Genomic DNA, 25,037 nt, shown 5'->3' with positions numbered 1-25,037 from the left:
CGATCAGCCGGCCACCCGCTCGATGACCTTGGCGAGCCGCACGTCACGGTCGGTCACCCCACCGACGTCGTGACTGGTGAGCCGCACGTCAACCCGGTTGTAGACGTTGGTCCACTCCGGGTGATGATCCATCTCGTTGATCGGGCCCGCCGCCCGGTTCATGAAGGCGAGGGCGGCGTCGAAGTCATCGAACTCGTACGACTTCACGATCGCCTCGCCCTCCTGCGACCAGCCGGGGAGGCTGTCGAGCGCATCTTCGATCTGGGCGTCGGTGAAGGCAGTCATGACTTCACGCTAGCCCGGCCGGCCCCACGTGCAAGTGCTCGACGGCTCTGGCCACGGATTGTCGTCCCGTGCCCGTACCGTCACAGCCATGACCACACCGCAGATCACGCTGGGCGCGATCAACCTCGAGGCCAGCGACCCCACTCAGCTGTCGAGGTTCTGGGCGTCGGTGATCGGCGCGGCGCCCCCGGCTGCGGGCGACACCGTCTACCTGCCACCCGCCGGCCCTGCCGGCTTCGCGATGTTCTTCCAGCCGCTGGACGGCGACCGTGGCCACCAGACGATGCATCTGGACCTGACGGTGCCGTGGGGGTCGCGAACGGCAGAGGTCGAACGCATCATCGGTCTCGGCGCGACGTTCCAGTGGGACGTGCTCGACGAGGTGCCGCACGTGCAGTGGACGACCCTCGCCGATCCCGAGGGCAATCTGTTCTGCGTGGCGGAGCACCCGCCGGCGTGAGCTGGGCTGGTGGGGGCGAGCTGCGGGGATCCCTCGTCGGCCGCTTCGCGGCGGTGGGGGCGAGCTGCGGGGATCCCTCGCTGGCCGCTACGCGGCGGTGGGGGGCGAGCTGCGGGGATCCCTCGCCGGCCGCTACGCGGCGGTGGGGGGCGAGCTGCGGGGATCCCTCGCCGGCCGCTACGCGGCGGTGGGGGGCCCACTCGATTCACGGAGCCTTCGATGTATGAGAAATGCCCCGCACCGACCCAAGAACGGGGTCGGTGCGGGGCATTTCTCATGCGTGGAGCTGCGGGGAATCGAACCCCGGTCCTACGGCGCTGAGTCAGGGCTTCTCCGGGTGCAGTCCGTCTAGTCGCTTTTCTCAGCCCCGGCGCTCGGACAGACGCGTCGCCGACGGGCTCAGTCACAGAAAAGTCCCGATCACACGCTGTGACGCCGTGTGACCAGCAAGTCCCCTTGATGAGACTGGCGATCCGGAGCGGAGACGCCCCCGGGCCAGCCCTTCACCTATCGCTTAAGCAGCGAGGGCGAAGTCAGTGCGCTTGGAATCGGCACTTGTTGGTTTCCAGAGATCGTTTAAGAGATAACCCTGGATCCTCTACCCGCTTCACCTGAATCGAACGACCTTAGTCGAAACCGATCAGCCCCTCTGGAGTTTTCAAACGCTGCCGAAGCAACACCATCATCCTACTCCCCTGCAACGACAACTCCGAGCCGTTCATTCCGACTGCAGGGCCTCGGGGCTCACCTTCGACCCGTGGATGAGCCCGACCGCGCACGCCGCCGCGACCACGAGCATGCCGACACAGATCAGGGTGCCGGTCTCGAAGCCCGGCCCGAAGACGTCCGGATCGGCAAAGTCCCGACCGGCGATGCCCGCGATCGGCGGTATCGCGGCGACCGCCAGCAGCGACGCCGTGCGGGCCACCGCGTTGTTGATGCCCGACGCGATGCCGGTCTGCTCCATCGGCGCCGCTGCCAGCACCGCGGTCGTCAGCGGAGCCACCAGCGTCGTGATGCCGGCGCCGAACACGATCGAGGCCGGCAGCACGTCGGACCAGAAGCTCGCGTCCGGCCCGATGCGCAGCATCATCAGCAGCCCGGCCGCGGCGATCAGGGGCCCGGCGGTCATGGGCCACCGCGGACCGATCTTCGCCCCCAGCGCACCGGCACGCCCCGAGAGCAGCAGCATGATGACGGTCGTCGGCAGCGTGGCGAGACCCGCCTCGAGCGGCGAGAAGCCCGAGACGTACTGCAGCTGCTGCACCAGCAGGAAGCCGGATGCCGCGAGCGCCCCGTAGATCGCGAAGGTGCAGATGTTGGCGGCGGTGAACACCCGGTCGGCGAACAGCGCCAGCGGCACGAGCGCGTGGGGCGTGAGCTTCTGGTGCACCACGAACACGATCATCAAGACGATGCCGGCACCGACCCACAACCATGACTTCTCGACCAGGCCGTACGTCAGCGCGGCCAGCCCCGCCGCGGCGAGCCCGGCACCGGTGAAGTCGATGCGGTCGTGGCCGCCCCGGGTCTCCGGCACGTGCTTGACGGCGAGCCACACCACGACGGCGGCCAGGGGGACGTTGATCCAGAAGATGCCGCGCCAGCCGGTCGTGTCGACGAGCCATCCGCCGACGAGCGGTCCGAGCGCCGACGTCACACCTGCCAGCCCCGACCAGACACCGATCGCCGGCCCCCGGTCCTCCGGCGCGAACGACGCCGAGATGATCGCCAGGCTGCCCGGCGTCAGCAGCGCAGCGCCCACGCCCTGGAGCCCGCGGGCCGCGACCAGCGTCTCGATCGTGGGGGCGACCGCGCACAGGATCGATGCCGCGGCGAACCACACGACGCCGATCACGAACACCAGGCGACGTCCCATCCGGTCGCCCAACGACCCGCCCACCAGGATCAGGGCGGCAAGGGTCAGCGTGTAGGCGTTGACGATCCACTGCACGCCGGCCGCGCCCGCATCGAGGTCGGCGTTCATGGCGGGCAGGGCCAGGCCGACGATCGAGCCGTCGAGGAACGCCATGCCCGAGCCGAGCACCATCGCCGCGACCAGCCACCTGCCCTGCGGGCTCGCGAGCCGGATCGTGCCGGCGCTCACGCCTCGACGCCGAACAGGTCGGCGCCGTTGTGCCAGAGCACGCTGCGCATCCAGTCGTCACCGAGGTCGAGGCGCTGCAGCACCTCGACCTGGTGCGCGTAGACGTAGGGGAGGTTGGGGAAGTCGGTGCCGAACAGCAGCCGCTGCTGCAGGTCGAGCAGGCGTGGCGGGATGTCGTCGGGCACCGGCAGACCCCAGAAGTCGACGAAGGCCATCGTGGTGTCGAGGCGGACGTTGTCGTGCCGCTCGGCCAGGTCGAGGAACTCGTGGATCTCCGGCATGCCCAGGTGGGCGATGACGAGCGCCAGGTCGGGGTGTCTCGACAGGACGTCGGCCACTCCGGCAGGTCCCGTGTGATCACCCGGAGCAGGCCCCGAGCCGGCGTGCAGGACGATCGGGGTGCCGCTCTCGGCCAGCAGGCCCCAGACCGGCTCGAGCAGCGGGTCGTTGGGGGCGAAGTCGCCGACCTGCACGTGGACCTTGAAGACCTCGACGCCGCCCTCGACGAGCTCGCGGACGTACGTCTCCGCGTCCGGCTCGGGATAGAACGTCGCCGACCACAGGGCGTCGGGCGTCCGCTCGGCGAACTGCTTCGTCCAGTCGTTCATGAATCCGGCGATGCCCGGCTTGTGGGCGTACGACAGGGCCGAGAACCGGCGGACGCCCATCGACCGCAGGTGAGCCACCCTCTCCTCGTCGCTGCCGCGATAGGTCACGGGCCACGGCCGGCCGAGCAGCGGACCGGCGGAGTCGAAGTAGTCCCACACCTTCGCCAGGATCGCGGGCGGCATGAAGTGGGTGTGGACGTCGATGATGCCCGGCAGGCCGAGCTCAGCCGTCAGCCGCGGCAGGTCCTCGTCGCGCAACGACGACGAAGCGCCTGCCACTAGTGCATGCCCTTGAGCCGCCGACCCAGGTCACGCTCGGCCTCGCGGGTCGCGGTGCGCTCGGCGATCGCGTGGCGCTTGTCGTACGTCTTCTTGCCTCGCGCGAGCGCGATCTCGACCTTCGCGCGTCCGTCCTTGAAGTACAGCGACAGCGGGACGATCGTCAGGCCCTTCTCGCTCGTGCGCCGCTCGATGCGGTCGATCTCCTGCCGGTTGAGCAGGAGCTTGCGACGCCGGCGGGTCTCGTGGTTGGTCCAGGTGCCCTGCGTGTACTCGGGGATGTGGACCTGCAGCAGCCAGGCCTCGCCGCGCTCGATCTCGCCGAACCCGTCGGTCAGGGATGCGCGACCTGCACGCAACGACTTCACCTCGGTGCCCGTCAGGACCAGTCCGGCCTCAAACGTGTCTTCGATGTGGAAGTCGTGGCGCGCCTTCTTGTTCTGCGCAACGAGCTTGCGCCCGGTTTCCTTGGCCACCCGCCCATTGTGTCACCTCGCCGCGAACGTCAGCCGCGGACCGCGGCCACGACCTCGGGGTCGGCGCATCCGCGCGCGAATCCGGCGATGCGTCGATCGATGTCGCGGCGCAGGACGACCGCCCCGATCCGCTCGGCCAGGGGCGCCAGCCAGGCGGGCCGGCACTGGAAGCTGTAGCGCCACGTCGCGCGGCAGCCGCCGCCCGGCTCGTCCGCGAAGCGCCATCCGCCGGCGAACGACGCGAAGAACCACGGGCCCTCGACCATCTTCATGCCCACGTTGGTCGGCGGGTTGAACGAGACGTACTCACTGACCATGCGCAGCCGCGAGCGGTGGCGGGTCTCGGTGCGTACGCCCTTGGCGGGAGCCGCCGCACCGTCGAGGAAGTGTTGCTCGTGGATGAACGGGTCCCACCGCAGCCGCGTCGCACCGGTCGTCTGCGAGACCGCGAAGGCCAGCGCCGGCTCGAGGTCGACGACGACGCTCGACTCGATCCGCGTCACAACCAGCCGATGGGGTTCGCGGTCGCGCCGTTGGTCAGCACCATGAAGTGCAGGTGGCAGCCGGTCGAGTAGCCGGTCGTCCCGACGTAGCCGATGACCTGGCCACGCGTGACCTTGCTGCCCGCGCTGACCGCGAAGCGCGACAGGTGGTTGTACGTCGTGACGACGCTGACGCCGCGCTTGACGCCGTTGTTGAGGATGACGCGGTTGCCGTAGGCGGCGTTGAAGTACTGCTCAATGACGGTGCCGCTGGCGGCGGCCTTGATCGGCGTGCCACAGCCGACGCCGAAGTCGGTGCCGTCGTGCAGCTTGTAGACGCCCGTGATCGGGTGACGACGCATGCCGTACGGCGACGTGATCGGGCCGTTGACGGGATAGGACAGCGCACCGCCGGCGTCACCGCCCGTGCCCTTGCCTCCGGACTTCACGTCCTTGGCGGCCAGTGCCCGGATACGAGCGGCCAGGGCGTTGCTCTCGGCGACCTTCTCCTGGTACTGCCGCTCGTCCTCGCGACGCGCAGCGGCGGCTGAGTTGCGGGCGCCCTTGCGGGCGACGACCAGCTCGGTCACCTGGGCGGCCTGCTCCTCGGCAGCCGCCTCGAGGCGTTGTTTCTCGGCGAGGTTGGCCGCGGCCTGCTCCCGCTGTTCCTTGACCTGGTCGCGGAGCTTCTGGACCTTCTCGCGCTTGAGCTTGAGGATGACGCGCGTCGCGTCGAGTGCCTGCATCGTGGCCACCTGCTGGTCGCCGACGGCCGTGGTGAGGGTCAGGTCCTCGCCGAAGGAGTCTGCATCCTGCCCGCGCAGGAGGTCGCTGACCGCGCGCAGCTTCTGGTCGCCCTGCAGGAACTGCTGCACCGCGAACTCCTCGACGGAGTCCTCGGAGTCCGTCAGCTTCTTCTGCCCCGAGCTGAGCTTGGCCCGTGCGACGCGAAGATCTGCCTGGCTGCGGTTGAGCTTGGCCTGCATCTGCTGGTCGAGCGCGGCGGCTGTCGCGACCTTGCCGCGGGTCTTGCCGAGGGTCGCTTGGGCCGTGTCGAGCTTGGCCTGGGCCTTCTTGAGGGCGGCTGCGGCGGCGATGAGCTCTTTGCTCGACGCGTCGAGATCCTTCTTCGCGTCTTGGGCCGCGCTGTTGGCGTCCTTCTTCTGCTTCTCGAGGTCGTCCTTCTTGTCAGCGAAGGACGGCGATGAGAGGGACGCGACGAGCGTCGTCGCGAGAACCGCGGCGGTCAGCGCATGGCGTCGCCTGGGGTGCGTGATGGAGCTGAACATGACCTCGACCTGGGGGGAAGGATCCCCGGCGGACCGAGGACTGTCGACGTACGGGTGAAACTGTCAATCTCGACTTTAAGCCACGGAGCTCACACGTCAAGGTATTTCCGGGTGAGAAGGAGTGTCGGCAGCATCGCGAGCAGCACCGCGAGCACGGTCGTGTAGCCGATCACCTGGACGGCGTCGCCGTACGCGACCCAGGTCGTGAAGGTGTCGAGGGTTTGCCGCAGATAGCCGTAGACGACGAAGCGCATGAACGCCATCAGACCGGCCGCGGCCAGCGCCGCCGAGATGAGTGCGGCCAGCAGCGACTCGAGCACGAACGGCAGCTGGATGTGCCAGCTCGACGCGCCGACGAGTCGCATGATGCCGATCTCGCGCCGTCGGGCATACGCCGTCATGCGGATCGTGTTGGAGACCTGCAGGATCGCGGCGACGACCAGCAGGCCGGAGATCGCCAGAGCGCCGTCGCGCAGCTTGTCGAGCGCGGTGAACAAGGGGCCGAGCGTCTCCTTGAGCGAGATCACGCTCCCGACGCCGTCCATGCCGTTGAGCTCGCTCTCGACGCTGTCGTACTTCTGCGGGTCGACGAGCGTCACGAAGTAGGACGACGGGAACGACGCAGGGCTGAACGTCTCGAGCTGCTTGCGGCCGGTCTCGGACTGGCCGAACTTCACCCGAGCCGCCTCGTACTGCTCGGCCGGGGTCCGCTCCTCGAACGACTCGACCTGGGAGTTGCCCCGCAGGGCCTCCTCGACCGCGGCCTGCTGGGCCTTGGTCGCGAAGCCGCCGATGCAGTTGGCGCTCGGCGAGTTCTTGGTGCACAGGTTGACCTGCAGCTGCAGGCGGTCGCCGAGGTACTTCTCCGTGCGGTCGGACTGGGCCAGGATCAGCAGGCCCAGCGCCGCGAGCAGCAGGGACACCGTCATCGTGACGATGAGGGAGATCGACATGGACTTGTTGCGCGACAGGCTCTGGCGCAGCTCACTCAGGGTGCTTCGCATCGAATGGGTTCCTCTTTAGTTCTGGTAGCCGTAGATGCCGCGGGCCTCGTCGCGGACGATGAGTCCGCCCTCGAGCTCGATGACGCGCTTGCGCATCTGGTCGACGATCGAGGAGTCGTGCGTGGCCATGATCACGGTCGTGTCGGTGCGGTTGATCCGGTCGAGCAGCTTCATGATGCCGACGCTGGTGGCGGGGTCGAGGTTGCCGGTGGGCTCGTCGGCGATGAGGATCATCGGCCGGTTGACGAACGCTCGCGCGACGGCGACGCGCTGCTGCTCGCCGCCGGACAGCTCGTCGGGCATGCGGTGACCCTTGCCCTCGAGACCGACCATCTCCAGCGTCTCGGGGACGAGCTTCTTGATGTCGGCGCGCGGACGACCGATCACCTCGAGGGCGAACGCGACGTTCTCCGTGACGGTCTTGTTGGGCAGCAGGCGGAAGTCCTGGAACACTGTGCCGACCTGGCGGCGCAGCTTGGGCACCTTCCAGCTGGAGAGCTTGTTGATCTCCTTGCCGGCGACGTAGACGCGTCCGCTGGTCGGGCGGGCCTCGCGCAGGATCAGGCGCAGGAAGGTCGACTTGCCGGAGCCCGAGGCGCCGACGAGGAAGACGAACTCGCCCTTCTCGATCTCGAGGTCGACAGCATCGAGCGCTGCGCGCTTCTGGCCCGGGTAGGTCTTGGTGACCTTGTCGAATCGAATCACCCGATCGAGTCTAGGCAGACGGTGCCCAGTGACGTGGGAGGCGGGTGGTCAGGCGATCCGCCGAGCGACGTACTCGTCGACGGCCCGTGGCGCGAGGACGGCGTCGATGACCATCGCGCTCGCCCCGAGGATGCCGCCCTGGCTGCCCGCGGACGTGCTGACGATGCGCAGGTCGTGCGTGGCCAGCGGGAGCGAGCGTTGGTAGACGACCTCGCGCACCCCGGCGAGGAGGTACTCCCCCGCCTCGGAGAGCTTGCCGCCGATCACGATGACGGACGGGTTGAGCAGGTTGACGCAGGTCGCCAGCACCGAGCCGAGGTCGCGCCCGGCCGCCCGCACCGCCTGCAGCGCCGCGATGTCGCCGGCCGAGACGGCATCGACGATGTCCTGCGACGACTCGACGTCCAGACCCTGGCCACGCAGCGCGGCCGCGATCGCCGGACCGGCCGCCATCGCCTCCAGGCAGCCGATGTTGCCGCAGCGGCACACGACGTCCTGCGGAGCGCCCGCGACCTGCACGTGCCCGAGGTCTCCGGCCGAGCCGAGCGCTCCCCGCAGCAGCCGACCGTCGGTCACGATGCCGGCACCGATGCCGGTCGCGACCTTGACGAGCAGCAGGTGCGGGGCCGTCTGCCACGAGGTGACGTACTCACCGAGCGCCATGAGGTTGACGTCGTTGTCGACGAGCACGGGCCCCGCGAACTGACGGCCCAGGTGGGCGGGGATGTCGAAGTCGTGCCACCCGGGCATGATCGGCGGGTTGGCCGGGCGGCCCGTGGCGTGCTCGACGGGTCCGGGCACCCCGATGCCGACCCCCGCGACGTCGGCGACCTGCCGGTCGATGCCGCCGAGCAGCTCGACGCCGATCGCGGCGACACGGTCGAGGACGACGACCGGGCCGTCGGCGATGTCGCTCTGGACGGTCCGCTGGTCGAGGACCTGCCCGGACAGGTCGCTCACCGCGACGCTGGCGTGCGAGGCGCCCAGGTCGATGGCCAGCACGACACGGTCGGCCCGGTTGAGGGCGAAGCGGGTCGGCGGACGTCCGCCGGTGGAGGCCGCCTCACCGACCGGCTGCAGCAGCCCCGACGAGAGCAGCGCGTCGACCCGCGCGGTGATGGTGGATCGGGCGAGCGACGAGAGCTGCGCCAGCTCGCCGCGCGTGCGAGGCGTGCCGTCGCGCAGCAGCTGGAACAGGTCTCCCGTGCCGACGAGGGTCGGCGGCAGCCCGGCGGGCGAACTCATGGCCATGAGTAAACCAGACCCCCTTGGATCACGCTCGACATCTAAGTATGTCGCTCGCCGTCCGACTTTTGCTTGACGACCGACATAACGTGTGACTAGTGTCACGGCCATGTCACAGCCCCCACTGCTCGAGATGCGCGGCATCGTCAAGGAGTTCCCCGGCGTCCGCGCGCTCGACGGCGTCGACCTGACGATCCGCCCCGGCGAGGTCCACTGCCTCCTGGGCCAGAACGGCGCCGGCAAGTCGACGCTCATCAAGGTGCTCTCCGGAGCCCACGGCGTCGACGAGGGCACGATCCTCTGGGACGGCGAACCCGTGACGTTCACCGATCCGCAGGCCGCGCTCGCGACCGGGATCGCGACGATCTACCAGGAGCTCGACCTCGTCGACGGGCTCAGCGTCGCCGACAACATCTTCCTCGGGCACGAGCGCGCTCGCGGCGGCGTCACCCGCGACGCCGAGATGAACCGGACCGCCCGCGAGCTGCTCCAGACCCTCGGACACCCCGAGATCCGCCCCACCCGGGAGGTCGGGAGCCTCTCGGCCGCCGGCAAGCAGATCGTCTCGATGGCCCGGGCCCTCTCCCGGCAGGCCAAGGTCATCGTCATGGACGAGCCGTCGGCCGTGCTCGACCCCGACGAGGTCGACGGCCTGTTCCGGGTCGTCGACGACCTCCGGGCGTCCGGCACCGCCATCATCTACATCTCCCACCGGCTCGAGGAGATCCGCCGCATCGGCGACCGCCTCACGGTGCTCAAGGACGGCCGGACCGTCGCCGGTGACCTGTCCGCCAAGGACACCCCGACGTCCGAGCTCATCACGCTGATGACCGGGCGCACCGTCTCGTCGGTCTTCCCCCGTCGGTCCGGGGCACTCCCCGACGGCCCCGCGCTGCTCTCGGTCGACGCTCTCGGGCGCGACGGCGAGTTCTCCGACGTCTCGTTCGCGGTCAGGCCCGGCGAGATCGTCGGCCTCGCCGGACTCGTCGGCGCCGGGCGCAGCGAGATCGTGGAGACGATCTTCGGCGCCCGCCGCGCCAGCAGCGGCTCGGTCACGGTCGACGGCAACCGGCTGCGCAACGGGTCGGTCGACGCGGCGGTCCGAGCGGGCCTCGGCCTGTGCCCCGAGGAGCGCAAGTCGCAGGGGCTCATCCTCGACGACGCCGTCTATCGCAACGTCTCGCTCGCGAGCATCGACCGCTTCTCCCGCTACGGCGTGTCGACCGAGGGCGCCGAGCGCCGCGCCGCCCACGAGGCGATCCGCTCGGTCGACGTCCGGCCCGACGCCCCAGACCGCGTGATCCGCACCCTCTCGGGCGGCAACCAGCAGAAGGTCGTCCTGGCCCGTTGGTTGCTGAGGTCGTGCAAGGTCCTGCTGCTCGACGAGCCCACGCGCGGCGTGGACGTCGGAGCGCGCGCGGAGATCTACACGCTCGTGCGCCAGCTGGCCGACTCCGGCGTCGCGATCGTCGTCGTGTCGAGCGACATCGACGAGGTCCTCGGCCTGTCCGACCGCGTGCTCGTCATCGCCGAGGGCTCGGTCGTGCACGACGGAGCCAGCGACGCCATCGACGCCTCGGGCGTCCTCGACCGCATCCTTGCCACCCACGACCACCAGAAAGGAGATGCGGCGTGAGCGCATCTCTGCAGGACCCCTCCACCACCGTCCCCACCCCGACGCCCCGGGGTGACCGCGGGGGCTCGGTCGGGCTGGCCCGCAACCTCGGCCTCGTGATCGCGCTGGTGATCCTGTGCGTCGTGGGCGTGGCCTCAGCCGGCGACCGGTTCGCCAGCACCGACAACCTCCTGACGATCCTGCGCCTCGCCGCGGTGATCGGCGTCGTCGCGATCGGCATGACGTTCGTCATCACCGGCGGCGGCATCGACCTGTCGGTCGGGGCCATCGTCGCCCTCGCCTCGATCTGGGCCACGACGACCGGCACCCAGGCGATGGCCGACGACATCGGCTGGGTCGCGATGGTGTTCAGCGCGGTCCTCGTCGGCACGGCGTGCGGCGCGATCAACGGAGTCCTGATCGCCTACGGCAGGATCGTCCCCTTCATCGCCACGCTCGCGATGCTCGCCTCGGCCCGCGGCCTCGCCGAGATCATCGCCGACCGCAAGACCCAGATCATCCGCAACCAGGGCTTCCTCGACTTCTTCGGTGCCGAGCCGCTCGGCATCCCGGTGATCGTCATCATCTTCGCGGTCGTCACCGCCGCCGGATGGTTCCTGCTCAACCGCACGACGTTCGGTCGACGCACCTTCGCGGTCGGCGGCAACCCCGAGGCGGCCCGGCTCGCCGGCATCAAGGTGCAGCGGCACACGGTCTACCTCTACGCGCTCCTCGGCACGACCTGCGGCATCGCCGCGGTGATGCTGATGTCGCGGACCACGACCGGCTCCTCGACGCACGGCAACCTCTACGAGCTCGACGCGATCGCCGCCGTCGTGATCGGCGGGACGCTGCTCAGCGGCGGCCGCGGCACCGTCGTCGGCACCCTGTTCGGCGTCCTGATCTTCACGACGCTCACCAATGTCTTCACGCTCAACAACCTCTCGACGTCCGCCCAGGCCGTCGCCAAGGGCGTGATCATCGTGATCGCTGTGCTCCTGCAGCAGCGGATCGCGAACCGCAAGACGTGACACCCAGCAACACGCAGTCCCCCACCACACCAGGAGTCCACATGTCCACGATCCACCCCCGTCGCCGTCGCGCGTTCGCGATGGCCGGCGCCTTCGCGGCCGCCACGCTCGTCCTCGGCGCCTGCACCAACAGCTCGAGCGGCGACAGCGACACCAGCGAGTCGATCGGCAAGAGCAACACCGACAACGACAAGTCGGGCGACAAGGTCGTCATCGGCTTCTCCGCACCGGCGGCCGACCACGGCTGGATGGGCTCGATCACCAAGTCGGCGGTCGCGCAGGCCGACAAGTACGACGACGTCGAGCTCAAGGTCGCCGAGGGCACCAACGACGTCAACCTGCAGATCTCCCAGGTCGAGACGTTCATCAACGACAAGGTCGACGCGATCGTCCTGCTGCCGTTCGACGGCGCCGCGATGACGTCGGTCGCCCGCAAGGCCATGGACGCCGGCATCACGGTCATCAACGTCGACCGCGAGTTCGACTCCCCGTTCGCTGCCCGCACCACGGTGCTGGGCGACAACTACGGCATGGGCGTCTCCGCCGGCACCTTCGTCTGCGAGGACGCCGCGGGCAAGAAGGGCCTCAAGGTCGCCGAGATCGCGGGCATCGACTCGCTGCCCCTGACGCAGGAGCGCTCGAAGGGCTTCTCGGACGCGCTCAAGTCGTGCGGCCTCAAGGTCGACAACCGCGTCGCCGCGGAGTTCACGGTCGAGTCGGGCGAGAAGGCCGCGTCCAACCTGCTGCAGGCCGCGCCCAAGATCGACTACCTGTGGAACCACGACGACGACCAGGGCGTCGGCGTCCTCGCAGCCATCAAGAACGCCGGCCGCGACGAGTTCACGATGATCGGCGGCGCCGGATCGGCCGACGTCATGGACGCCATCAAGGCCGACAACTCGGTGCTCAAGGCGACGGTCATCTACCCGTCGACGCAGGCTGCCGACGGCATCAAGCTCGCCCGCCTGCTCGTGCAGGGCAAGTCGATGTCGGACCTCGCCGAGATCGAGGTGCCGCGCCAGCTCAAGCTGGCTGCTCCGATCGTCACGAAGGACAATGTGGACACCTACCTGCCGTCCGCGTTCAGGTCCTGATCGACGAGGGCCCGCGGCACCACGCCGCGGGCCCCACCACCACCCAGCCACGAGGAACCCCAGCATGAGGACCCACGCATGAGCGACACACGGACCGGGCTCGGCATCGGGATGGTCGGCTACGCCTTCATGGGCGCGGCGCACTCCCAGGCCTGGCGGACCGCACCTGCCTTCTTCGACCTGCCCCTGACGCCCGAGCTCCGCGCGATCTGCGGACGCGACGAGGCCGCGGCCGGCGAGGTCGCCCGACGCTTCGGCTGGCAGTCGGTCGAGACCGACTGGCGGGCCCTGCTCACCCGCGACGACATCGACGTCATCGACATCTGCACCCCCGGCAACACGCACGCCGAGATCGCGATCGCCGCGCTCGAGGCCGGCAAGCACGTCCTGTGCGAGAAGCCGCTGGCCAACACCGTCGAGGAGGCCGAGCTGATGGCCGCGGCAGCCGCTGCGGCGGCGAAGAAGGGCGTCCGCGCCATGTGCGGCTTCACCTACCGCCGCACCCCGGCCGTCGCGTTCGCCCGCCAGCTCGTGGCGTCCGGTCGCCTCGGCACCATCCGCCACGTCCGCGGGCAGTACCTGCAGGACTGGCTCGCCGACGAGAACGCCCCGATGAGCTGGCGCCTCGACAAGTCGCTCGCCGGCTCCGGCGCCCTCGGCGACATCGGCGCACACATCATCGACATGGCGCAGTTCGTCACAGGCTCGGAGATCTCGTCGGTCAGCGGACTGATGGAGACCTTCGTGAAGACGCGTCCTCTCGGGGGCGACCACGCGACGCTGGGCGGCTCCTCCAGTGCCGACGCCGAGCGTGGACCGGTGACCGTCGACGACGCGGCCGCCTTCACCGCCCGCTTCGTCGGCGGCGCCATCGGCGTCTTCGAGGCGACCCGGTTCGCCACCGGCCGCAAGAACGCCCTGCGCCTGGAGATCAACGGCACGCTCGGCTCGCTCGCGTTCGACTTCGAGGACATGAACGTCCTCGAGCTGTTCGACGCCACCGAGGACCCGTCCGTCGCGGGGTTCCGGCGCATCCTCGTCACCGAGGCCACGCACCCCTACATCGCCGCGTGGTGGCCGCCCGGGCACGGGCTCGGCTACGAGCACGGCTTCACGCACCAGGTCGTCGACCTGGTCACCGACATCGCCAAGGGCGCCGACCCCACGCCGTCGTTCGCCGACGGGCTCGCGGTGCAGCGCGTGCTCGCCGCCGTCGAGGCCAGCGCCGCCGACGGCACGACCCGCTCGACAGGAGCCAGCGCATGACCCGTCCGATCACCCTGTTCACCGGCCAGTGGGCCGACCTGCCCTTCGAGGAGGTCGCCAAGCTCGCGTCCGGCTGGGGCTACGACGGCCTCGAGATCGCGTGCTGGGGCGACCACCTCGACCCGTGGGCCGCGGTCGAGGACCCCGGCTACATCCAGACCCGCATCGACGTCCTCGAGCACTACGGCCTCGAGGTGCACGCGATCTCCAACCACCTCAAGGGCCAGGCGGTCTGCGACGACCCCATCGACGAGCGCCACCACGACATCCTCTCGGCGCGCGTGTGGGGCGACGGCGTCCCCGAGGGCGTCCGGCAGCGCGCCGCCGAGGAGATGAAGCACACCGCACGCGCAGCGCGCATGCTCGGCGTCGACACCGTCGTCGGGTTCACGGGCTCCTCGATCTGGAAGTACGTCGCGATGTTCCCGCCGGCCTCGGAGGCGATGATCGCCGCGGGCTACCAGGACTTCGCCGACCGCTGGAACCCGATCCTCGACGTCTTCGACGCCGAGGGCGTCCGCTTCGCCCACGAGGTGCACCCCAGCGAGATCGCCTACGACTACTGGACGACGCACGCAGCGCTCGAGGCGATCGGTCACCGCGAGGCGTTCGGGCTCAACTGGGACCCGTCGCACTTCGTCTGGCAGGACCTCGACCCGCTCGGGTTCCTCTGGGACTTCAAGGACCGGATCTACCACGTCGACTGCAAGGACGCGAAGAAGCAGATCGGCAACGGCCGCAACGGCATCCTCGGCTCGCACCTGCCGTGGGCCGACCCGCGTCGGGGCTGGGACTTCGTCTCGACCGGTCGCGGCGACGTCCCGTGGGAGGCGTGCTTCCGCATGCTCAACACGATCGGCTACGAGGGACCCATCTCGATCGAGTGGGAGGACGCCGGCATGGACCGCCTGCTCGGGGCGCCCGAGGCGCTGGAGTTCGTCAAGGCCAACCTGTTCGACGCGCCGACAGCGGCATTCGACGCCGCCTTCAGCACGTCTGACTGACCCCACCCCCGCACCACCCCGGGGGTGGTCACGAGCAGACTCACCACTCCCGGGCTAGCGTCGAGGGATGAGACTCGACCCGCGTGACGCACTGGCCCTGGTCGCCCGAGGACCTGCGCTCGTCGAGCAGGCGCTCGGCCTGGTCCCCCGGGCCATCGCCCTGCTCGACTCCGCCGAGGCGCTGCTGGCACGCGTCGACGGGCTGGTCGACCGCATCGAACGGACGCGGGAGGCCGCCGACAAGGTCATCATCCGCACCGCCGGCACGGTCGGCAGCGTCGAGCCCACCATCGAGCGGGCCCAGCACCTGCTCGACTCGTTCGCGCCGTCGCTCGAGCAGCTCAAGCCGACGCTCGACCGCCTCGCCAAGAGCACCAGCCCCGACGAGGTCGAGGCCCTCGTGCGCCTGATCGACCACCTGCCCGACCTGGTCGACAAGACGATCACCGACATCCTGCCGATCGTCGAGAACATGAAGTCGGTCGCGCCCGACATCCACGACATGCTCGACACGATCGAGGAGCTTAACGAGATGATCGCCAAGATCCCCGGCATGGGCAGGATCCGTCAGCGGGTCGAGGACAAGCAGGCCCTCGAGGACTGACGCCGCAGCCCGGGCACCGGCTGCCGCCGAAGATCAGCCGCTACGCGGCGTGCTCCCGGCGCCAGCGGATGCCGGCTTCGCAGGATGACGCCTGCGGCGTGAGACGCTCCCGCTGCGCTAGCCCGGGCACCGGCTGACGCCGAGGAACAGCCGCTACGCGGCGTGCTCCCGGCGCCAGCGGATGCCGGCTTCGCAGGACGACGCCTGCGGCGTGAGACGCTCCCGCTGCGCTAGCCCGGCCACCGGCTGACGCCGGAGAACAGCCGCTACGCGGCGTGCTCCCGGCGCCAGCGGATGCCCGCCTCGATGAAGTCGTCGATCTCGCCGTCGAGCACGCCCTGCGTGTTGCCGCTCTCGTACTCGGTACGCAGGTCCTTGACCATCTGGTACGGGTTGAGCACGTAGTTGCGCATCTGGTCGCCCCACGACGCCTGCACGTCTCCGCGCAGCTCGTCGAGGTGGGCGCGCTCCTCGGCCTTCTTGAGCGCGAGCAGCTTGGCCTTGAGGATCACCATGGCACTGGCCTTGTTCTGCAGCTGGCTCTTCTCGTTCTGGCAGCTGACGACCGTGCCGGTCGGGATGTGCGTGAGGCGGACGGCCGAGTCGGTCGTGTTGACGCTCTGGCCACCGGGTCCTGACGACCGGTAGACGTCGACGCGGATCTCCTCGTCGGGGACGTCGATCTCGTCGGTCTGCTCCAGCACCGGCACGACCTCGATCGCGGCGAACGACGTCTGCCGGCGACCCTGGTTGTCGAACGGCGAGATGCGCACCAGGCGGTGGGTGCCGGACTCGACCGACAGCGTGCCGTAGGCGTAGGGGGCCTTGACCGCGAAGGTCGTCGATTTGATGCCGGCCTCCTCGGCGTAGGAGACGTCGTAGATCTCGACGGTGTAGCCGTGACGCTCGGCCCAGCGGATGTACATGCGCTGCAGCATCAGCGCGAAGTCGGCGGCGTCGACGCCACCGGCGCCCGAGCGGATCGAGACCAGCGCGTCGCGCTCGTCGTACTCGCCCGACAGCAGGGTGCGGACCTCGAGGGACTCGATGGCCTTGCGGGTGCGGGCGAGCTCGCGATCGACCTCGGCGGCCGTCTCGGCGTCGCCCTCCTCGACAGCCATCTCGTGCATGATCGCGATGTCGTCGAGGCTGGTGCGCAGACCGGTGACCCGCTCGACCTGTGCCTGCAGGGTCGACAGGCGACTCGTGACGCGCTGCGCGTTGGCCTGGTCGTCCCAGAGTGCCGGGTCGCCGACCTCCACCTGGAGTCCGTCGATCTCCCGACGCACGGCGTCGAGGTCGAGCACCTTCTCGATGGACGTCAGGGTCGCGTCGAGTGCCTTGGTCTGCTCTTCGAAATCTGGTGCTGCCACCTGTCGAGGCTACCGCGTCAGGTCACACGCTCTTGCGGCGGAACTCCGGCGACTGCGTCGGGCCGTTCGCGCCGTGCGACTTCTCGCTGCCGTCGTGCTCGGCGCCCTCGGCCGTCGCGTGGTGCTTGCCCTTCTTCTTCTCCAGCGCCTCGCGGAACTTGGCCTTCATGTCAGCCTTCTGGTCGTTGCTCTCTGAGTCAGCCATGTCCTCACACTAACGCTGTTCGTGATGGACTGGTCCCGTGAACGATCCCGATTGCCTGTTCTGCGGCATCGTCGCCGGGACGACGCCGGCGACGATCGTGATGGAGACCGACGACGTGGTCGGGTTCCTCGACGTGCGACCGGTCTTCAAGGGGCACGTCCTGCTGGTGCCGCGCCAGCACGTCGTGACGCTGTCCGACCTGCCGGAGCCGCTCATCGTGCCGCTGTTCTCCGCGGCGCAGCGCGTCGCCGACGCGATCACGTCGGGGCTCGGCGCCCAGGGCACGTTCGTCGCGATGAACAACGTCGTGTCGCAGAGCGTCGCGCACCTGCACGTGCACGTCGTCCCCCGCACCAAGGGCGACGGCCTGCGTGGCTTCTTCTGGCCCCGCACGAAGTATGCCGACGGCGAGGCCGAGACCTGTGCCGCCACGATCCGGGAGGCCCTGGCATGACCTTGACCCGCGCACAGGCCGCCGCGAAGGCCGCAGAGGTGCTCCACGTCGACGTCGTCCCTCACCCCCACGACGAGCTCGAGGGCGATCTCGTGTGCGGTGGCTTCGCCTTCGACGGTGGCGACCGCGCCGCTGTCATCGGCTATCGCGGCGGATATCAGACCAGCATGACGGCCCTGTCGGGCGAGACGATCGAGACACTCATCGTCGGCTGGCTCGCCGAGCAGCGGCACCTGTACGGCGTCGACGCGCCGGCCCCTGCCCCGGAGCCCGACGCCTCCCCCACCCACCCGTGCCCGATCTGCGGCCGACCGACGTTCCTCACCGACCGCTACCCGGCATCGGTGTGCGCCGACTGCTCACAGCGCGCCGCCGACCGTGGCGGACGCCGCGTCGTCGGCTACAACGAGGGCATGGCCGGCGGGCTCATCGTGTTCTACGCCGAGTCTCCGGCCGGGCCCCAGAGCGAGATCGCAGGTGAGGTGCTCGAGACCGGGCGGTGCTGGATCGACGGCATCGAGTGCACGATCGGTGAGGCTCGCTTCGGCGGCGTCGTCATCCAGCGCCTGGTCTGACTCAGTCCCCCAGCCTCAGCTGAGCCGTCGCCTCCGACACGATCGTGGTCTGCGAGTCCCATCCCGGCGGTGCGAGGGCGAGGTCGATCGACCGCTCCAGACGCACACTCACCTGCTCGTCGTCCGTCGTGACCCGGACGATCCGGACACCGTCGCCGCCGACGTAACGCCCGACGAGTCGCCGCGCCTGCGCGCCGTCGAGCGTCACCTCGCCGCGACGGTAGAACGTGGCGCGGCTCAACCCGTCCGCTGCGGAGAGCGCCGCGCCGTCGGCCATGTTGTCGAGCCGCTGCCGCTCGAGAAACGCCGCCGACGAGTTGATGACGACGACCGCGAGCAGGCCGACGAACAGCAGGAAGCCGATCGTCATGACGGTGACCTGACCGTCCTCGCGCCTCACCGCTCCTCCCGGAACGTGCCATAGGGCTCGGTGTGGGTGCTGTCGACCGTCACCCCGCCCAGCTGGCTACCGAGCGCGCTCGGAGTCAGGGGCAGCGGCTGGGTCGCCCGCACCACGACCCGCACCGACGAGCCCGGCTGCAGGCACTCCCCCGGCGCCGGCAGGCAGGTGATGCGGATGCTGGCGGCGTCGAGCCCCTGGTCGTCCAGGGCGACCCTCGCGGCGAGCCGCGCCCGCTTCTCGCCGGTCGCCGGGTCGGACGCCTGCAGGAAGGCCCGCGCCGCCGAACGGCTGGCCGTGGAGACGCCGTAGGAGGCGCGCTGCGTGTCGAACACCGCGACCAGGATGTAGACGAACGGCACCAGCAGGAGCAGGGTCAGCCAGACGAACTCGACGGTCGCGGTGCCGTCGTCGCGCGGCCTCACGGCTCGACCTCACGCACCGCGTGCCCGCTCACGTCGAGGGTCACCGACGGACCGAACAGGCCGAGCGCGGGCACCTTGGCCCGCACCTGGACGACGGCTCCCGGCACACCGCCGACCGTGGTCAACGACGCTGACACGTCATCGGCGTAGCGGTCGTCGAGAGCGCGGCGGATCATGCTGCGGGTCCGCTCAGCGCCGTCAGCAGGCGTGGCACCGAGGGGTGCGGCGGAGCGTGCGCCCTCGGACGCGGCCGACGCCAAGGTGTTGCGCACGTGCAGCACCAGCGCGACCTGCGCGATGCCCAGCACGAGCGGAACGAGCAGCACCATGATCAGCACGAAGTCGACGACCGCGGAGCCTCGCTCGCGTCCGGCGTCGGGCACGGTCAGCCGCCGACCGCCGACAGAGCCTGCGTCAGCATGCTCCGCAGCTGGGGCCCGGCAGCAGCGGTGAGGACCGCCACCAGCCCGGCGGACATGACGGTGATCATGACCCAGCCGGGGACGTCACCACGCTCGTCGTGGCGGTGGGATCGGAGTCGTCTCATGGGATTTCCTTCCGTTACATGCCCGAAGTGAGGTGGAGCCCGACATAGCCGGGAAAGAAGGCGAAGACGACGGTCACGGGCAGGATCAGGAACACGACCGGGAACAACATTCACTTCAGATACGCAAAGTGTCCCCGCGCTGTTTCAGCAGCCGGGGACGTGAGTTCAACCTCAACAAGGGAGATCGAACTATGACCAACACTACTGAAACGAAGTCACGGCCACCGAAGCCGTACATGACGGAACTCGACCGCAAGGTCGAACTTCCCGTCCAACCTCTTGACGGATTCATCTGTCCCGCCTGGTGCGCGGAGAAGCACGACCAAGGCGACGTGGTCAGCTCTGAGGGAGCCTTCCACCGCGGCGCAGAGCGGAAGCACCCCACGGCCCGCGGCGGCGTGTTTGTTGCCCGCCTCGCTTGGTACGAGTGCTTGGAGACGCCGATCGAAACGGACGCGCTCGCCTACGGCCCGTTCATAGAGGTCGACGGCCACGACGACAGCGGCTTCGGAGGCTTCTCGGAGTACGACGTGCTCGACCTTCCTGCCATCCTCGCGATCATGACCGACCTTCGATCGGAGTTGGACGCATGAGTACCGGGCGCGTCGTCCACTGCGGCGACTACATGACCATCGATGTTGCCGGGCTTGCTGACGATGTCCGCGCTTCGATCCGGACTCATATGCGGGTCATGAACGAGATGACCGCCGACGATTGGACCCAACTATCCGCAATTGCGGACATGCAGGCCAAGTGCGACTGGCTCGACGAGCGGGCCGACGCGTGAAGGCGGGCGGGCTACCTCCTCGGCTCGCCGAAGCCGTGGGCGTTCGGCTCATGAGCCGTCCGGCCGCGTACTCGCCGTGGGACGATCTCGCACGCCGTACCGGGGTTGACCTCAGGTGGCATAACGGCAAGGTCGCGAAGTGGGAGCGCCCCTTGGGGGTCACCCACTTCGCAGATCTATCCGTTTCGCTCTTGGTCGGTCGCCCGGAGCATTCGCTTCGTTCCACCCTGACCCACGAGTTGGTCCATCTTGATCGAGGCGGGTTCGAACGGAGCGGGGGCAAGGAGCGCATCGAGGAGCGTCGGGTGCAGCGGGCTGCTTCTCAACGATTGATCGACCCAGTCTTGTATGACCTGTTGATCGATTACATGAACGACAGCGACGCGCACTTTGCGGTCGCCGGCCGGATCTTGCGCCGAGTGCTTCTCGTCGATTGGCGAATGTTCCAGGCGTATGCCGACTGGCGAAAGGGAGTCACGCTCAAGACTGCGATGCGCAAATGGGAGCAGTTCGGCCCCGACTGCCTCCCCGCGTGGCCAGCTCCCTGGATGGCGAGCAAGGCCAATCATCTGGCGATCCAACATGCCCTCGACGCATGCGAGGCGGCTCGCGCATGATCCCCGACCCGAACGGCACACGAGGCTCACCGCGCCCGCCACTCGGGTGTCTACCACGGTAGACACCCGGGCGGCGGCGCCACAGTGTCGGAAATTTCCGATACACCGGCCTCCAAGGATTTGGAGGCTGCCCCGCCCCTGTCGCCAATTGGCGACACTCACCAAGGAAATCCGATGCCCAACCCGCCCACCGTCGAGATCATCGACGTCACCCCCGCCATGGCCGAATCCTGGCTCGCGAAGAATCCGAACAACCGCAACCTCCGCCAACCCGTCGTGAACTCCTACGCCCGCGACATGCTCGCCGGCAACTGGATGCTCAACGGCGAGACTCTGAAGTTCGACCAAACCGGCAAGCTCATCGACGGCCAGCATCGCCTCTCCGCCGTCGTCGCCGCCGACGTCACGATTCCCATGGTCGTCATGCGGGGCGTAGATGCCGATGTGATGGACACGGTCGACGTCGGCGCAAAACGGACCTATGCGGACGCTCTGAAGCTCCAGGGCGAGGACAACACCACGACACTTGCCGCGGTCGTCAGGCGAGCCGTTATGTGGCAGCGAGGGGCACGCACGAACACTGGTGCGGTCCGTCCGACCGCTCGAGAGATGAACGGCTTCATTGGCGCGAACCCACAGATACGGACGTCTGCAGATGTGGCCGCTCGGTACGCGACCAGAACTTTCCTGCCAGCGTCGGTCATTGGCCTATGCCACTGGCTGTTCTCGCCGCTCGATCCCGACGAAGCTGACTGGTTCCTTGCGAGGGTCGCTGACGGTGATGGAGTCGCGGCCGACTCCCCGATCGCTGCGCTGCGCCTCCGCATCGTGAAGCTGCGCGTTGGAGGTGGGCGGGTCAACGAGACCGAAGCGCTCGCCCTCATGATCTTGGCGTGGAACGCGCACCGAGCGGGCGGCAGAAGATTGAAGCTTCAGATGCCCAAGGGCGGACTGACGCCAGAGAACTTTCCGGAACCCAAATGAGCAGACTCAGCACGAGCACTGGCCATTCGACGAGATGACTCGTCCACACGACGAGCAGCTAGGGGGGCCTTCAGCATGAAGCTTTGACGATCGCCTGGCGTCCCGTTCTCGCTCAAACTCTTTGCGCTCAGCTTCAATGTCTACACCCGCTCGCTTGGATAGAACGCGTCTCATGCGGCGAGTTTCGCCTCTGCCCGATAGGTTCCCGCCAGAGGGAAGGGTGGCGCTCTCTACGGCGCGCCGACGCTGCTCGCAACATTCAAGCCATTCACCAAGCAGAAGGTGACCGTGCGGGTTACGACGAACGGCGATGCGCGCACCCTCACCTAGGAGTTGACGACTAATCCTCCGAAGCTCGCGAACTTCCGGCCGCCTCAAGAATTCGACGCGTCGCATAACGTTCAATCGATGACCCGTCTCGGCCTCCCACGTCTCAACGACGTTGGCCTCTCGCACACTTTTCGAAATGTACATACTGGACTCCGTTGCCGACCGTCTACCGATCCAAGTATCGGCGCGAAGAACTGCCATTGTCTGAAGTTTCGTAGCGAAATTCTGCTCACAACTTTCGAATGCCCACCACTCCGTAGGCGGTCTATGGGCTGCTAAAGCACTGTGGAATGCCCGATGCATACATCGCGGGGATGTGTCATCGTGCTGTCGTGACTTCCAGAAGGCTTGTGAATCCGGACGCGATCACCCTCGCTGAAGCCGCTGAGATGCTGGGGATGTCCGAAGTGACCGTGACCAGGTTTCGCCGCGAGGGCCTGCTGATCACGCTCGAGGGCCTGCCCTCCTACTCGCGCGCCGACGTCCAGGAGTTCATCGACAACCCGTGGCTGAACGGTCGCCAGGCGGCGATGATCCTCGGCATCAGCCACGTGCGGGTATCGCAGCTCGCGAACGAGGAGAGGATCCCGGTGCACGTCACGAAGTCTGGGCAGCGGGTGTACCGGCACCGGCAGATCGAAGTCGTGGCAAACGCAAGAGCCGAGAGGCCGACTCGGTAACTTGGCGTTGTCAAACTAGGCGTCGACGAGTTCCTTCTCTACAACCTCGACCTCAGCCTGATGCGCCGAGAAGCGAGCCAAATCTCGGCTTCGCTTATCGGTAACAGAGTCAAGAACCTCGTCGAGGAAGTCCGAGGCCCCGTCGTACAAGGTCTCAACCTGCTTGCACTCGGAGTAGCGGAACAGAACCAGATCGCGCGACACGGCGTAGATTGCCTTCGCACCGACGAACTGACTTTCAACCCAATCGCGCATCTCATCGACATCGGAGAAAGTTGCTGGCGGTTGCGTCAGCAGTTCGGTGTAGGCCCACGAACCGATGGTCATCGAAGAATCGATGTTCCCGACAGCCGTAAACAGGATGACGTGCCCTGCCTGCTGAAAAGTGCCAGCAAACGGAATTTCGTGCTCATGCCAAACGTCGAGGTCTTCGGCATGCGGATTGGGAGTCCAGGGCAACTGGCCTCGAGCAACGATCAAGTCAAAATTCATTCTGCACCTCCCGCATCTACGGGGTCTGTTGGTTCATCAAAGCACTCATTGAAGGTCTGTGTCACATCTTCGGGCCATGGCACGAAGGCGTCGTACACAGAGTTCGTGTTCGGCCACACAACCGACACATGCGTTCCATTCGCGATCTTGCGAGGCGTGTGGATGACCTCGAAACCATTATCGCGCAATGTTCCAACCGTGCTGTACCGAACCCGCGAACCGGTTTTGGGCTTGCTCGATCGAGCTTTACCGAGCATTGCGTCTCGCGCACCCGTTGTCGACAGAGTGCCCTTCTGAAGTGACAGCCCGACCTCACGATCACTTCGAGGCTGGCAGCGAAATTGGTCGTCCCCTGGAACGAATTGCGTCACCGGCTGATCGGACTTCAAACAGTCGATCGGCCCGTCATCGCACTGACACGTCATCGCCAGCATGGAGTTGCGCAGATCCGGCAGAGTCATCGAGCCTGAGCGTAGCGGCCTACAAGGCTCAGCGGTTCAGAACCACTCGTCGCGCCGAGGATTCGGGTCTGGATGGCACGGCATCAGCTGCTCGATTGGGAACCATGTTTGTACGAGCGGCATCCCGTCGACCCGCTCGTCCATGAAGACCACAAGTGCCTCCCACTTCTTGCCAGTCCGCTTCCAGTCAACAACGAAGCCCTGGAACGGGCGCGCAAACCGGTGGTCCTCGCGCTTGATGAGGACGTGGCGGGTGGGTTTGTAGGGCGGCCACTTGTCGGACTTCGGCCGGTTCATCCCCATTGAGTCGGTTACCTCTTAGCCTTTGCGCGGGGAGGGACGGCTCTGGCTGCCCGCGACTCCCAGAGGCCGATCGCCATCTCAATCGCGGCGGACGAGGCGAACGCTAACTGCAGCACTCGATCCTGGCTCATGCTGAATCGGACGTTGAGGACGTCGGGATCGTCCGTGTCTCTCTCCTGGCGCTCGGCGAACGCGAGGGTCGACCAGCGTCGACCGTGAGCAAAACCCGAAGCAAGCTGCCAGTAGAGCATGGGCCTCATCACTTCGCCGGTGCGAACGGCGTAGGCATCTGCAGCCCGAACCGCCTCGGTGCTCTGAACGCCCTTGACTACCTCGACGATGCTGAGGCCCGCACGTTCAACCGCAGGCCCGAACCTTTCGACGACGGCTGCTTTGATGTTGGTCGGCTTCCCCATCGACGTTGCTTCGAAGCGCAGTTCGTCGGCGTAGTCCTTCGCGGACCATTTGAAGGTTCGAAGCGCGCGCTCTTCCTTGGACTCGGGCTCGAGCATCCAGATGGCGAAGGATGCCGACTCGATCGCAGCGCGAACGAGCGTGGCCCCCGCATAGGTGTGAAGCGCATGAGCATCCATGACAAGCGCCCCAACCGCATGCTGGTGGTCGACGGCTGCGTGGATCACCGCCCTGCAAGCGTGCGACGTCTGGAACGGCTTGGTCCGCTTGTTGTCTCCAGCGAGCTTGCTACCCGGCGCGAACTTCCACGCGTCCTGCGTGTCGCTCCGCGTCTGCCATGTCTGCGCCTCGTCCCAGATGATCTTCCATCCGAGCTCCGTCTTCTCGGGTGTCATGTTCGGTTCGGTCACGAGCACACGATCGCAGGACGGTCAGA

General features: G+C 67.9%; 33 protein-coding genes and 1 other RNA gene. 14 read left to right on the top strand and 20 right to left on the bottom strand.

The window, feature by feature from the left end; translation table 11 throughout:
* Positions 1 to 3: 3 nt before the first annotated feature.
* Positions 4 to 285, bottom strand: coding sequence for a 4a-hydroxytetrahydrobiopterin dehydratase (locus HQK15_RS17285; protein WP_173492753.1), 282 nt, complete (start codon positions 283 to 285; stop codon positions 4 to 6).
* A gap of 88 nt (positions 286 to 373) precedes the next feature.
* On the opposite strand from HQK15_RS17285, the gene HQK15_RS17280 reads away from it, so the two are divergent.
* Positions 374 to 745: a VOC family protein gene (locus HQK15_RS17280; RefSeq protein ID WP_173492752.1), complete on the top strand. Its 372-nt coding sequence runs from the start codon at positions 374 to 376 to the stop codon at positions 743 to 745.
* Between the two features lie 278 nt (positions 746 to 1,023).
* Here the strand turns inward: HQK15_RS17280 and ssrA are convergent.
* From ssrA to HQK15_RS17235, 9 genes are all read right to left on the bottom strand, one after another.
* Positions 1,024 to 1,393: a transfer-messenger RNA gene (ssrA, locus tag HQK15_RS17275) on the bottom strand.
* 70 nt (positions 1,394 to 1,463) lie between these two features.
* Positions 1,464 to 2,852 (bottom strand): MFS transporter, encoded by a 1,389-nt coding sequence (locus tag HQK15_RS17270; protein WP_173492751.1) that lies wholly within the window; start codon positions 2,850 to 2,852, stop codon positions 1,464 to 1,466.
* Complete coding sequence (locus HQK15_RS17265; protein WP_367649235.1) at positions 2,849 to 3,739, bottom strand: amidohydrolase family protein; 891 nt, start codon at positions 3,737 to 3,739, stop codon at positions 2,849 to 2,851. The genes HQK15_RS17270 and HQK15_RS17265 overlap by 4 nt, the downstream gene beginning before the upstream one ends.
* A complete protein-coding gene (gene smpB / locus HQK15_RS17260) occupies positions 3,739 to 4,215 on the bottom strand; it encodes an SsrA-binding protein SmpB (protein ID WP_173492750.1) in 477 nt (158 codons plus the stop codon). Before smpB ends, HQK15_RS17265 begins: the two co-directional genes overlap by 1 nt.
* Before the next feature lie 29 nt (positions 4,216 to 4,244).
* Positions 4,245 to 4,718, bottom strand: a complete 474-nt coding sequence (locus HQK15_RS17255) for a type II toxin-antitoxin system RatA family toxin (RefSeq protein WP_173492749.1) — start codon at positions 4,716 to 4,718, stop codon at positions 4,245 to 4,247.
* On the bottom strand, positions 4,715 to 5,986 hold the full coding sequence (locus HQK15_RS17250) for a M23 family metallopeptidase (RefSeq protein ID WP_173492748.1): 1,272 nt from the start codon (positions 5,984 to 5,986) through the stop codon (positions 4,715 to 4,717). The genes HQK15_RS17255 and HQK15_RS17250 overlap by 4 nt, the downstream gene beginning before the upstream one ends.
* 89 nt (positions 5,987 to 6,075) lie before the next feature.
* Positions 6,076 to 6,990 (bottom strand): permease-like cell division protein FtsX, encoded by a 915-nt coding sequence (gene ftsX / locus HQK15_RS17245; RefSeq protein WP_173492747.1) that lies wholly within the window; start codon positions 6,988 to 6,990, stop codon positions 6,076 to 6,078.
* Positions 6,991 to 7,005: 15 nt separating this feature from the next.
* The gene (ftsE, locus tag HQK15_RS17240; RefSeq protein WP_173492746.1) at positions 7,006 to 7,695 is read right to left on the bottom strand and encodes a cell division ATP-binding protein FtsE; all 690 of its coding nucleotides are present in this window, start codon (positions 7,693 to 7,695) and stop codon (positions 7,006 to 7,008) included.
* A gap of 48 nt (positions 7,696 to 7,743) precedes the next feature.
* A complete protein-coding gene (locus HQK15_RS17235; protein WP_173492745.1) occupies positions 7,744 to 8,940 on the bottom strand; it encodes an ROK family transcriptional regulator in 1,197 nt (398 codons plus the stop codon).
* 109 nt (positions 8,941 to 9,049) lie between these two features.
* On the opposite strand from HQK15_RS17235, the gene HQK15_RS17230 reads away from it, so the two are divergent.
* The 6 genes from HQK15_RS17230 to HQK15_RS17205 all read left to right on the top strand — a co-directional run bounded on the left by HQK15_RS17230 (position 9,050) and on the right by HQK15_RS17205 (position 15,554).
* Positions 9,050 to 10,576: a sugar ABC transporter ATP-binding protein gene (locus HQK15_RS17230; RefSeq protein ID WP_217361798.1), complete on the top strand. Its 1,527-nt coding sequence runs from the start codon at positions 9,050 to 9,052 to the stop codon at positions 10,574 to 10,576.
* Positions 10,573 to 11,586, top strand: coding sequence for an ABC transporter permease (locus HQK15_RS17225; RefSeq protein WP_173492744.1), 1,014 nt, complete (start codon positions 10,573 to 10,575; stop codon positions 11,584 to 11,586). Before HQK15_RS17230 ends, HQK15_RS17225 begins: the two co-directional genes overlap by 4 nt.
* A 41-nt stretch (positions 11,587 to 11,627) precedes the next feature.
* Positions 11,628 to 12,680 (top strand): substrate-binding domain-containing protein, encoded by a 1,053-nt coding sequence (locus HQK15_RS17220; protein ID WP_173492743.1) that lies wholly within the window; start codon positions 11,628 to 11,630, stop codon positions 12,678 to 12,680.
* A 78-nt stretch (positions 12,681 to 12,758) separates the two neighbouring features.
* On the top strand, positions 12,759 to 13,946 hold the full coding sequence (locus HQK15_RS17215; protein ID WP_173492742.1) for a Gfo/Idh/MocA family protein: 1,188 nt from the start codon (positions 12,759 to 12,761) through the stop codon (positions 13,944 to 13,946).
* Positions 13,943 to 14,950, top strand: coding sequence for a sugar phosphate isomerase/epimerase family protein (locus HQK15_RS17210; protein WP_173492741.1), 1,008 nt, complete (start codon positions 13,943 to 13,945; stop codon positions 14,948 to 14,950). The genes HQK15_RS17215 and HQK15_RS17210 overlap by 4 nt, the downstream gene beginning before the upstream one ends.
* 67 nt (positions 14,951 to 15,017) lie before the next feature.
* The gene (locus tag HQK15_RS17205; protein WP_173492740.1) at positions 15,018 to 15,554 is read left to right on the top strand and encodes a hypothetical protein; all 537 of its coding nucleotides are present in this window, start codon (positions 15,018 to 15,020) and stop codon (positions 15,552 to 15,554) included.
* A gap of 266 nt (positions 15,555 to 15,820) precedes the next feature.
* Here HQK15_RS17205 and prfB read toward each other — a convergent pair whose 3' ends face one another.
* Positions 15,821 to 16,927 (bottom strand): peptide chain release factor 2, encoded by a 1,107-nt coding sequence (gene prfB, locus HQK15_RS17200; RefSeq protein ID WP_173492739.1) that lies wholly within the window; start codon positions 16,925 to 16,927, stop codon positions 15,821 to 15,823.
* A gap of 22 nt (positions 16,928 to 16,949) precedes the next feature.
* Positions 16,950 to 17,132 (bottom strand): DUF5302 domain-containing protein, encoded by a 183-nt coding sequence (locus HQK15_RS17195; RefSeq protein WP_173492738.1) that lies wholly within the window; start codon positions 17,130 to 17,132, stop codon positions 16,950 to 16,952.
* A gap of 37 nt (positions 17,133 to 17,169) precedes the next feature.
* Between HQK15_RS17195 and HQK15_RS17190 the strand changes: the two genes are divergently transcribed.
* Positions 17,170 to 17,586 (top strand): HIT family protein, encoded by a 417-nt coding sequence (locus HQK15_RS17190; RefSeq protein WP_173492737.1) that lies wholly within the window; start codon positions 17,170 to 17,172, stop codon positions 17,584 to 17,586.
* Positions 17,583 to 18,161: a DNA gyrase inhibitor YacG gene (locus HQK15_RS17185; RefSeq protein ID WP_173492736.1), complete on the top strand. Its 579-nt coding sequence runs from the start codon at positions 17,583 to 17,585 to the stop codon at positions 18,159 to 18,161. Before HQK15_RS17190 ends, HQK15_RS17185 begins: the two co-directional genes overlap by 4 nt.
* A 1-nt stretch (position 18,162) precedes the next feature.
* Here the strand turns inward: HQK15_RS17185 and HQK15_RS17180 are convergent, their stop codons facing one another.
* The 4 genes from HQK15_RS17180 to HQK15_RS17165 are packed head-to-tail and all read right to left on the bottom strand — an operon-like array spanning position 18,163 to position 19,533.
* Positions 18,163 to 18,561, bottom strand: coding sequence for a pilus assembly protein TadG-related protein (locus HQK15_RS17180; RefSeq protein WP_173492735.1), 399 nt, complete (start codon positions 18,559 to 18,561; stop codon positions 18,163 to 18,165).
* Entirely contained in the window at positions 18,558 to 18,986 is a 429-nt protein-coding gene (locus tag HQK15_RS17175) for a hypothetical protein (protein ID WP_173492734.1), read from the bottom strand. Before HQK15_RS17175 ends, HQK15_RS17180 begins: the two co-directional genes overlap by 4 nt.
* On the bottom strand, positions 18,983 to 19,369 hold the full coding sequence (locus HQK15_RS17170) for a TadE family protein (protein WP_173492733.1): 387 nt from the start codon (positions 19,367 to 19,369) through the stop codon (positions 18,983 to 18,985). The genes HQK15_RS17175 and HQK15_RS17170 overlap by 4 nt, the downstream gene beginning before the upstream one ends.
* A gap of 2 nt (positions 19,370 to 19,371) precedes the next feature.
* Positions 19,372 to 19,533, bottom strand: a complete 162-nt coding sequence (locus HQK15_RS17165; RefSeq protein WP_173492732.1) for a hypothetical protein — start codon at positions 19,531 to 19,533, stop codon at positions 19,372 to 19,374.
* 236 nt (positions 19,534 to 19,769) lie between these two features.
* Between HQK15_RS17165 and HQK15_RS17160 the strand changes: the two genes are divergently transcribed.
* The 5 genes from HQK15_RS17160 (at position 19,770) to HQK15_RS17140 (ending at position 22,931) form a co-directional block, all read left to right on the top strand.
* Entirely contained in the window at positions 19,770 to 20,126 is a 357-nt protein-coding gene (locus HQK15_RS17160) for a DUF6907 domain-containing protein (RefSeq protein ID WP_173492731.1), read from the top strand.
* Positions 20,123 to 20,320, top strand: a complete 198-nt coding sequence (locus HQK15_RS17155; protein ID WP_173492730.1) for a hypothetical protein — start codon at positions 20,123 to 20,125, stop codon at positions 20,318 to 20,320. Before HQK15_RS17160 ends, HQK15_RS17155 begins: the two co-directional genes overlap by 4 nt.
* 50 nt (positions 20,321 to 20,370) lie before the next feature.
* On the top strand, positions 20,371 to 20,937 hold the full coding sequence (locus tag HQK15_RS17150; RefSeq protein WP_173492729.1) for a hypothetical protein: 567 nt from the start codon (positions 20,371 to 20,373) through the stop codon (positions 20,935 to 20,937).
* Positions 20,938 to 21,111: 174 nt separating this feature from the next.
* Entirely contained in the window at positions 21,112 to 21,921 is an 810-nt protein-coding gene (locus tag HQK15_RS17145) for a hypothetical protein (protein ID WP_173492728.1), read from the top strand.
* A 662-nt stretch (positions 21,922 to 22,583) separates the two neighbouring features.
* Positions 22,584 to 22,931, top strand: a complete 348-nt coding sequence (locus HQK15_RS17140; RefSeq protein ID WP_173492727.1) for a helix-turn-helix domain-containing protein — start codon at positions 22,584 to 22,586, stop codon at positions 22,929 to 22,931.
* Between the two features lie 15 nt (positions 22,932 to 22,946).
* Here HQK15_RS17140 and HQK15_RS17135 read toward each other — a convergent pair whose 3' ends face one another.
* The 4 genes from HQK15_RS17135 to HQK15_RS17120 are packed head-to-tail and all read right to left on the bottom strand — an operon-like array spanning position 22,947 to position 25,011.
* Positions 22,947 to 23,423, bottom strand: a complete 477-nt coding sequence (locus tag HQK15_RS17135) for a hypothetical protein (protein WP_173492726.1) — start codon at positions 23,421 to 23,423, stop codon at positions 22,947 to 22,949.
* Entirely contained in the window at positions 23,420 to 23,884 is a 465-nt protein-coding gene (locus HQK15_RS17130; protein ID WP_173492725.1) for a hypothetical protein, read from the bottom strand. The genes HQK15_RS17135 and HQK15_RS17130 overlap by 4 nt, the downstream gene beginning before the upstream one ends.
* Positions 23,885 to 23,920: 36 nt before the next feature.
* Positions 23,921 to 24,181, bottom strand: coding sequence for a hypothetical protein (locus HQK15_RS17125; protein WP_173492724.1), 261 nt, complete (start codon positions 24,179 to 24,181; stop codon positions 23,921 to 23,923).
* Between the two features lie 14 nt (positions 24,182 to 24,195).
* Entirely contained in the window at positions 24,196 to 25,011 is an 816-nt protein-coding gene (locus tag HQK15_RS17120) for a hypothetical protein (RefSeq protein WP_173492723.1), read from the bottom strand.
* Positions 25,012 to 25,037 lie beyond the last annotated feature (26 nt).

Origin of the sequence: Aeromicrobium stalagmiti (genome assembly GCF_013283745.1) — a bacterium.
Lineage (GTDB): Bacteria > Actinomycetota > Actinomycetes > Propionibacteriales > Nocardioidaceae > Aeromicrobium > Aeromicrobium stalagmiti.
The sequence above is the reverse complement of the archived record's forward strand: the minus strand, read 5'-3'. Positions and strand labels throughout refer to the sequence as shown.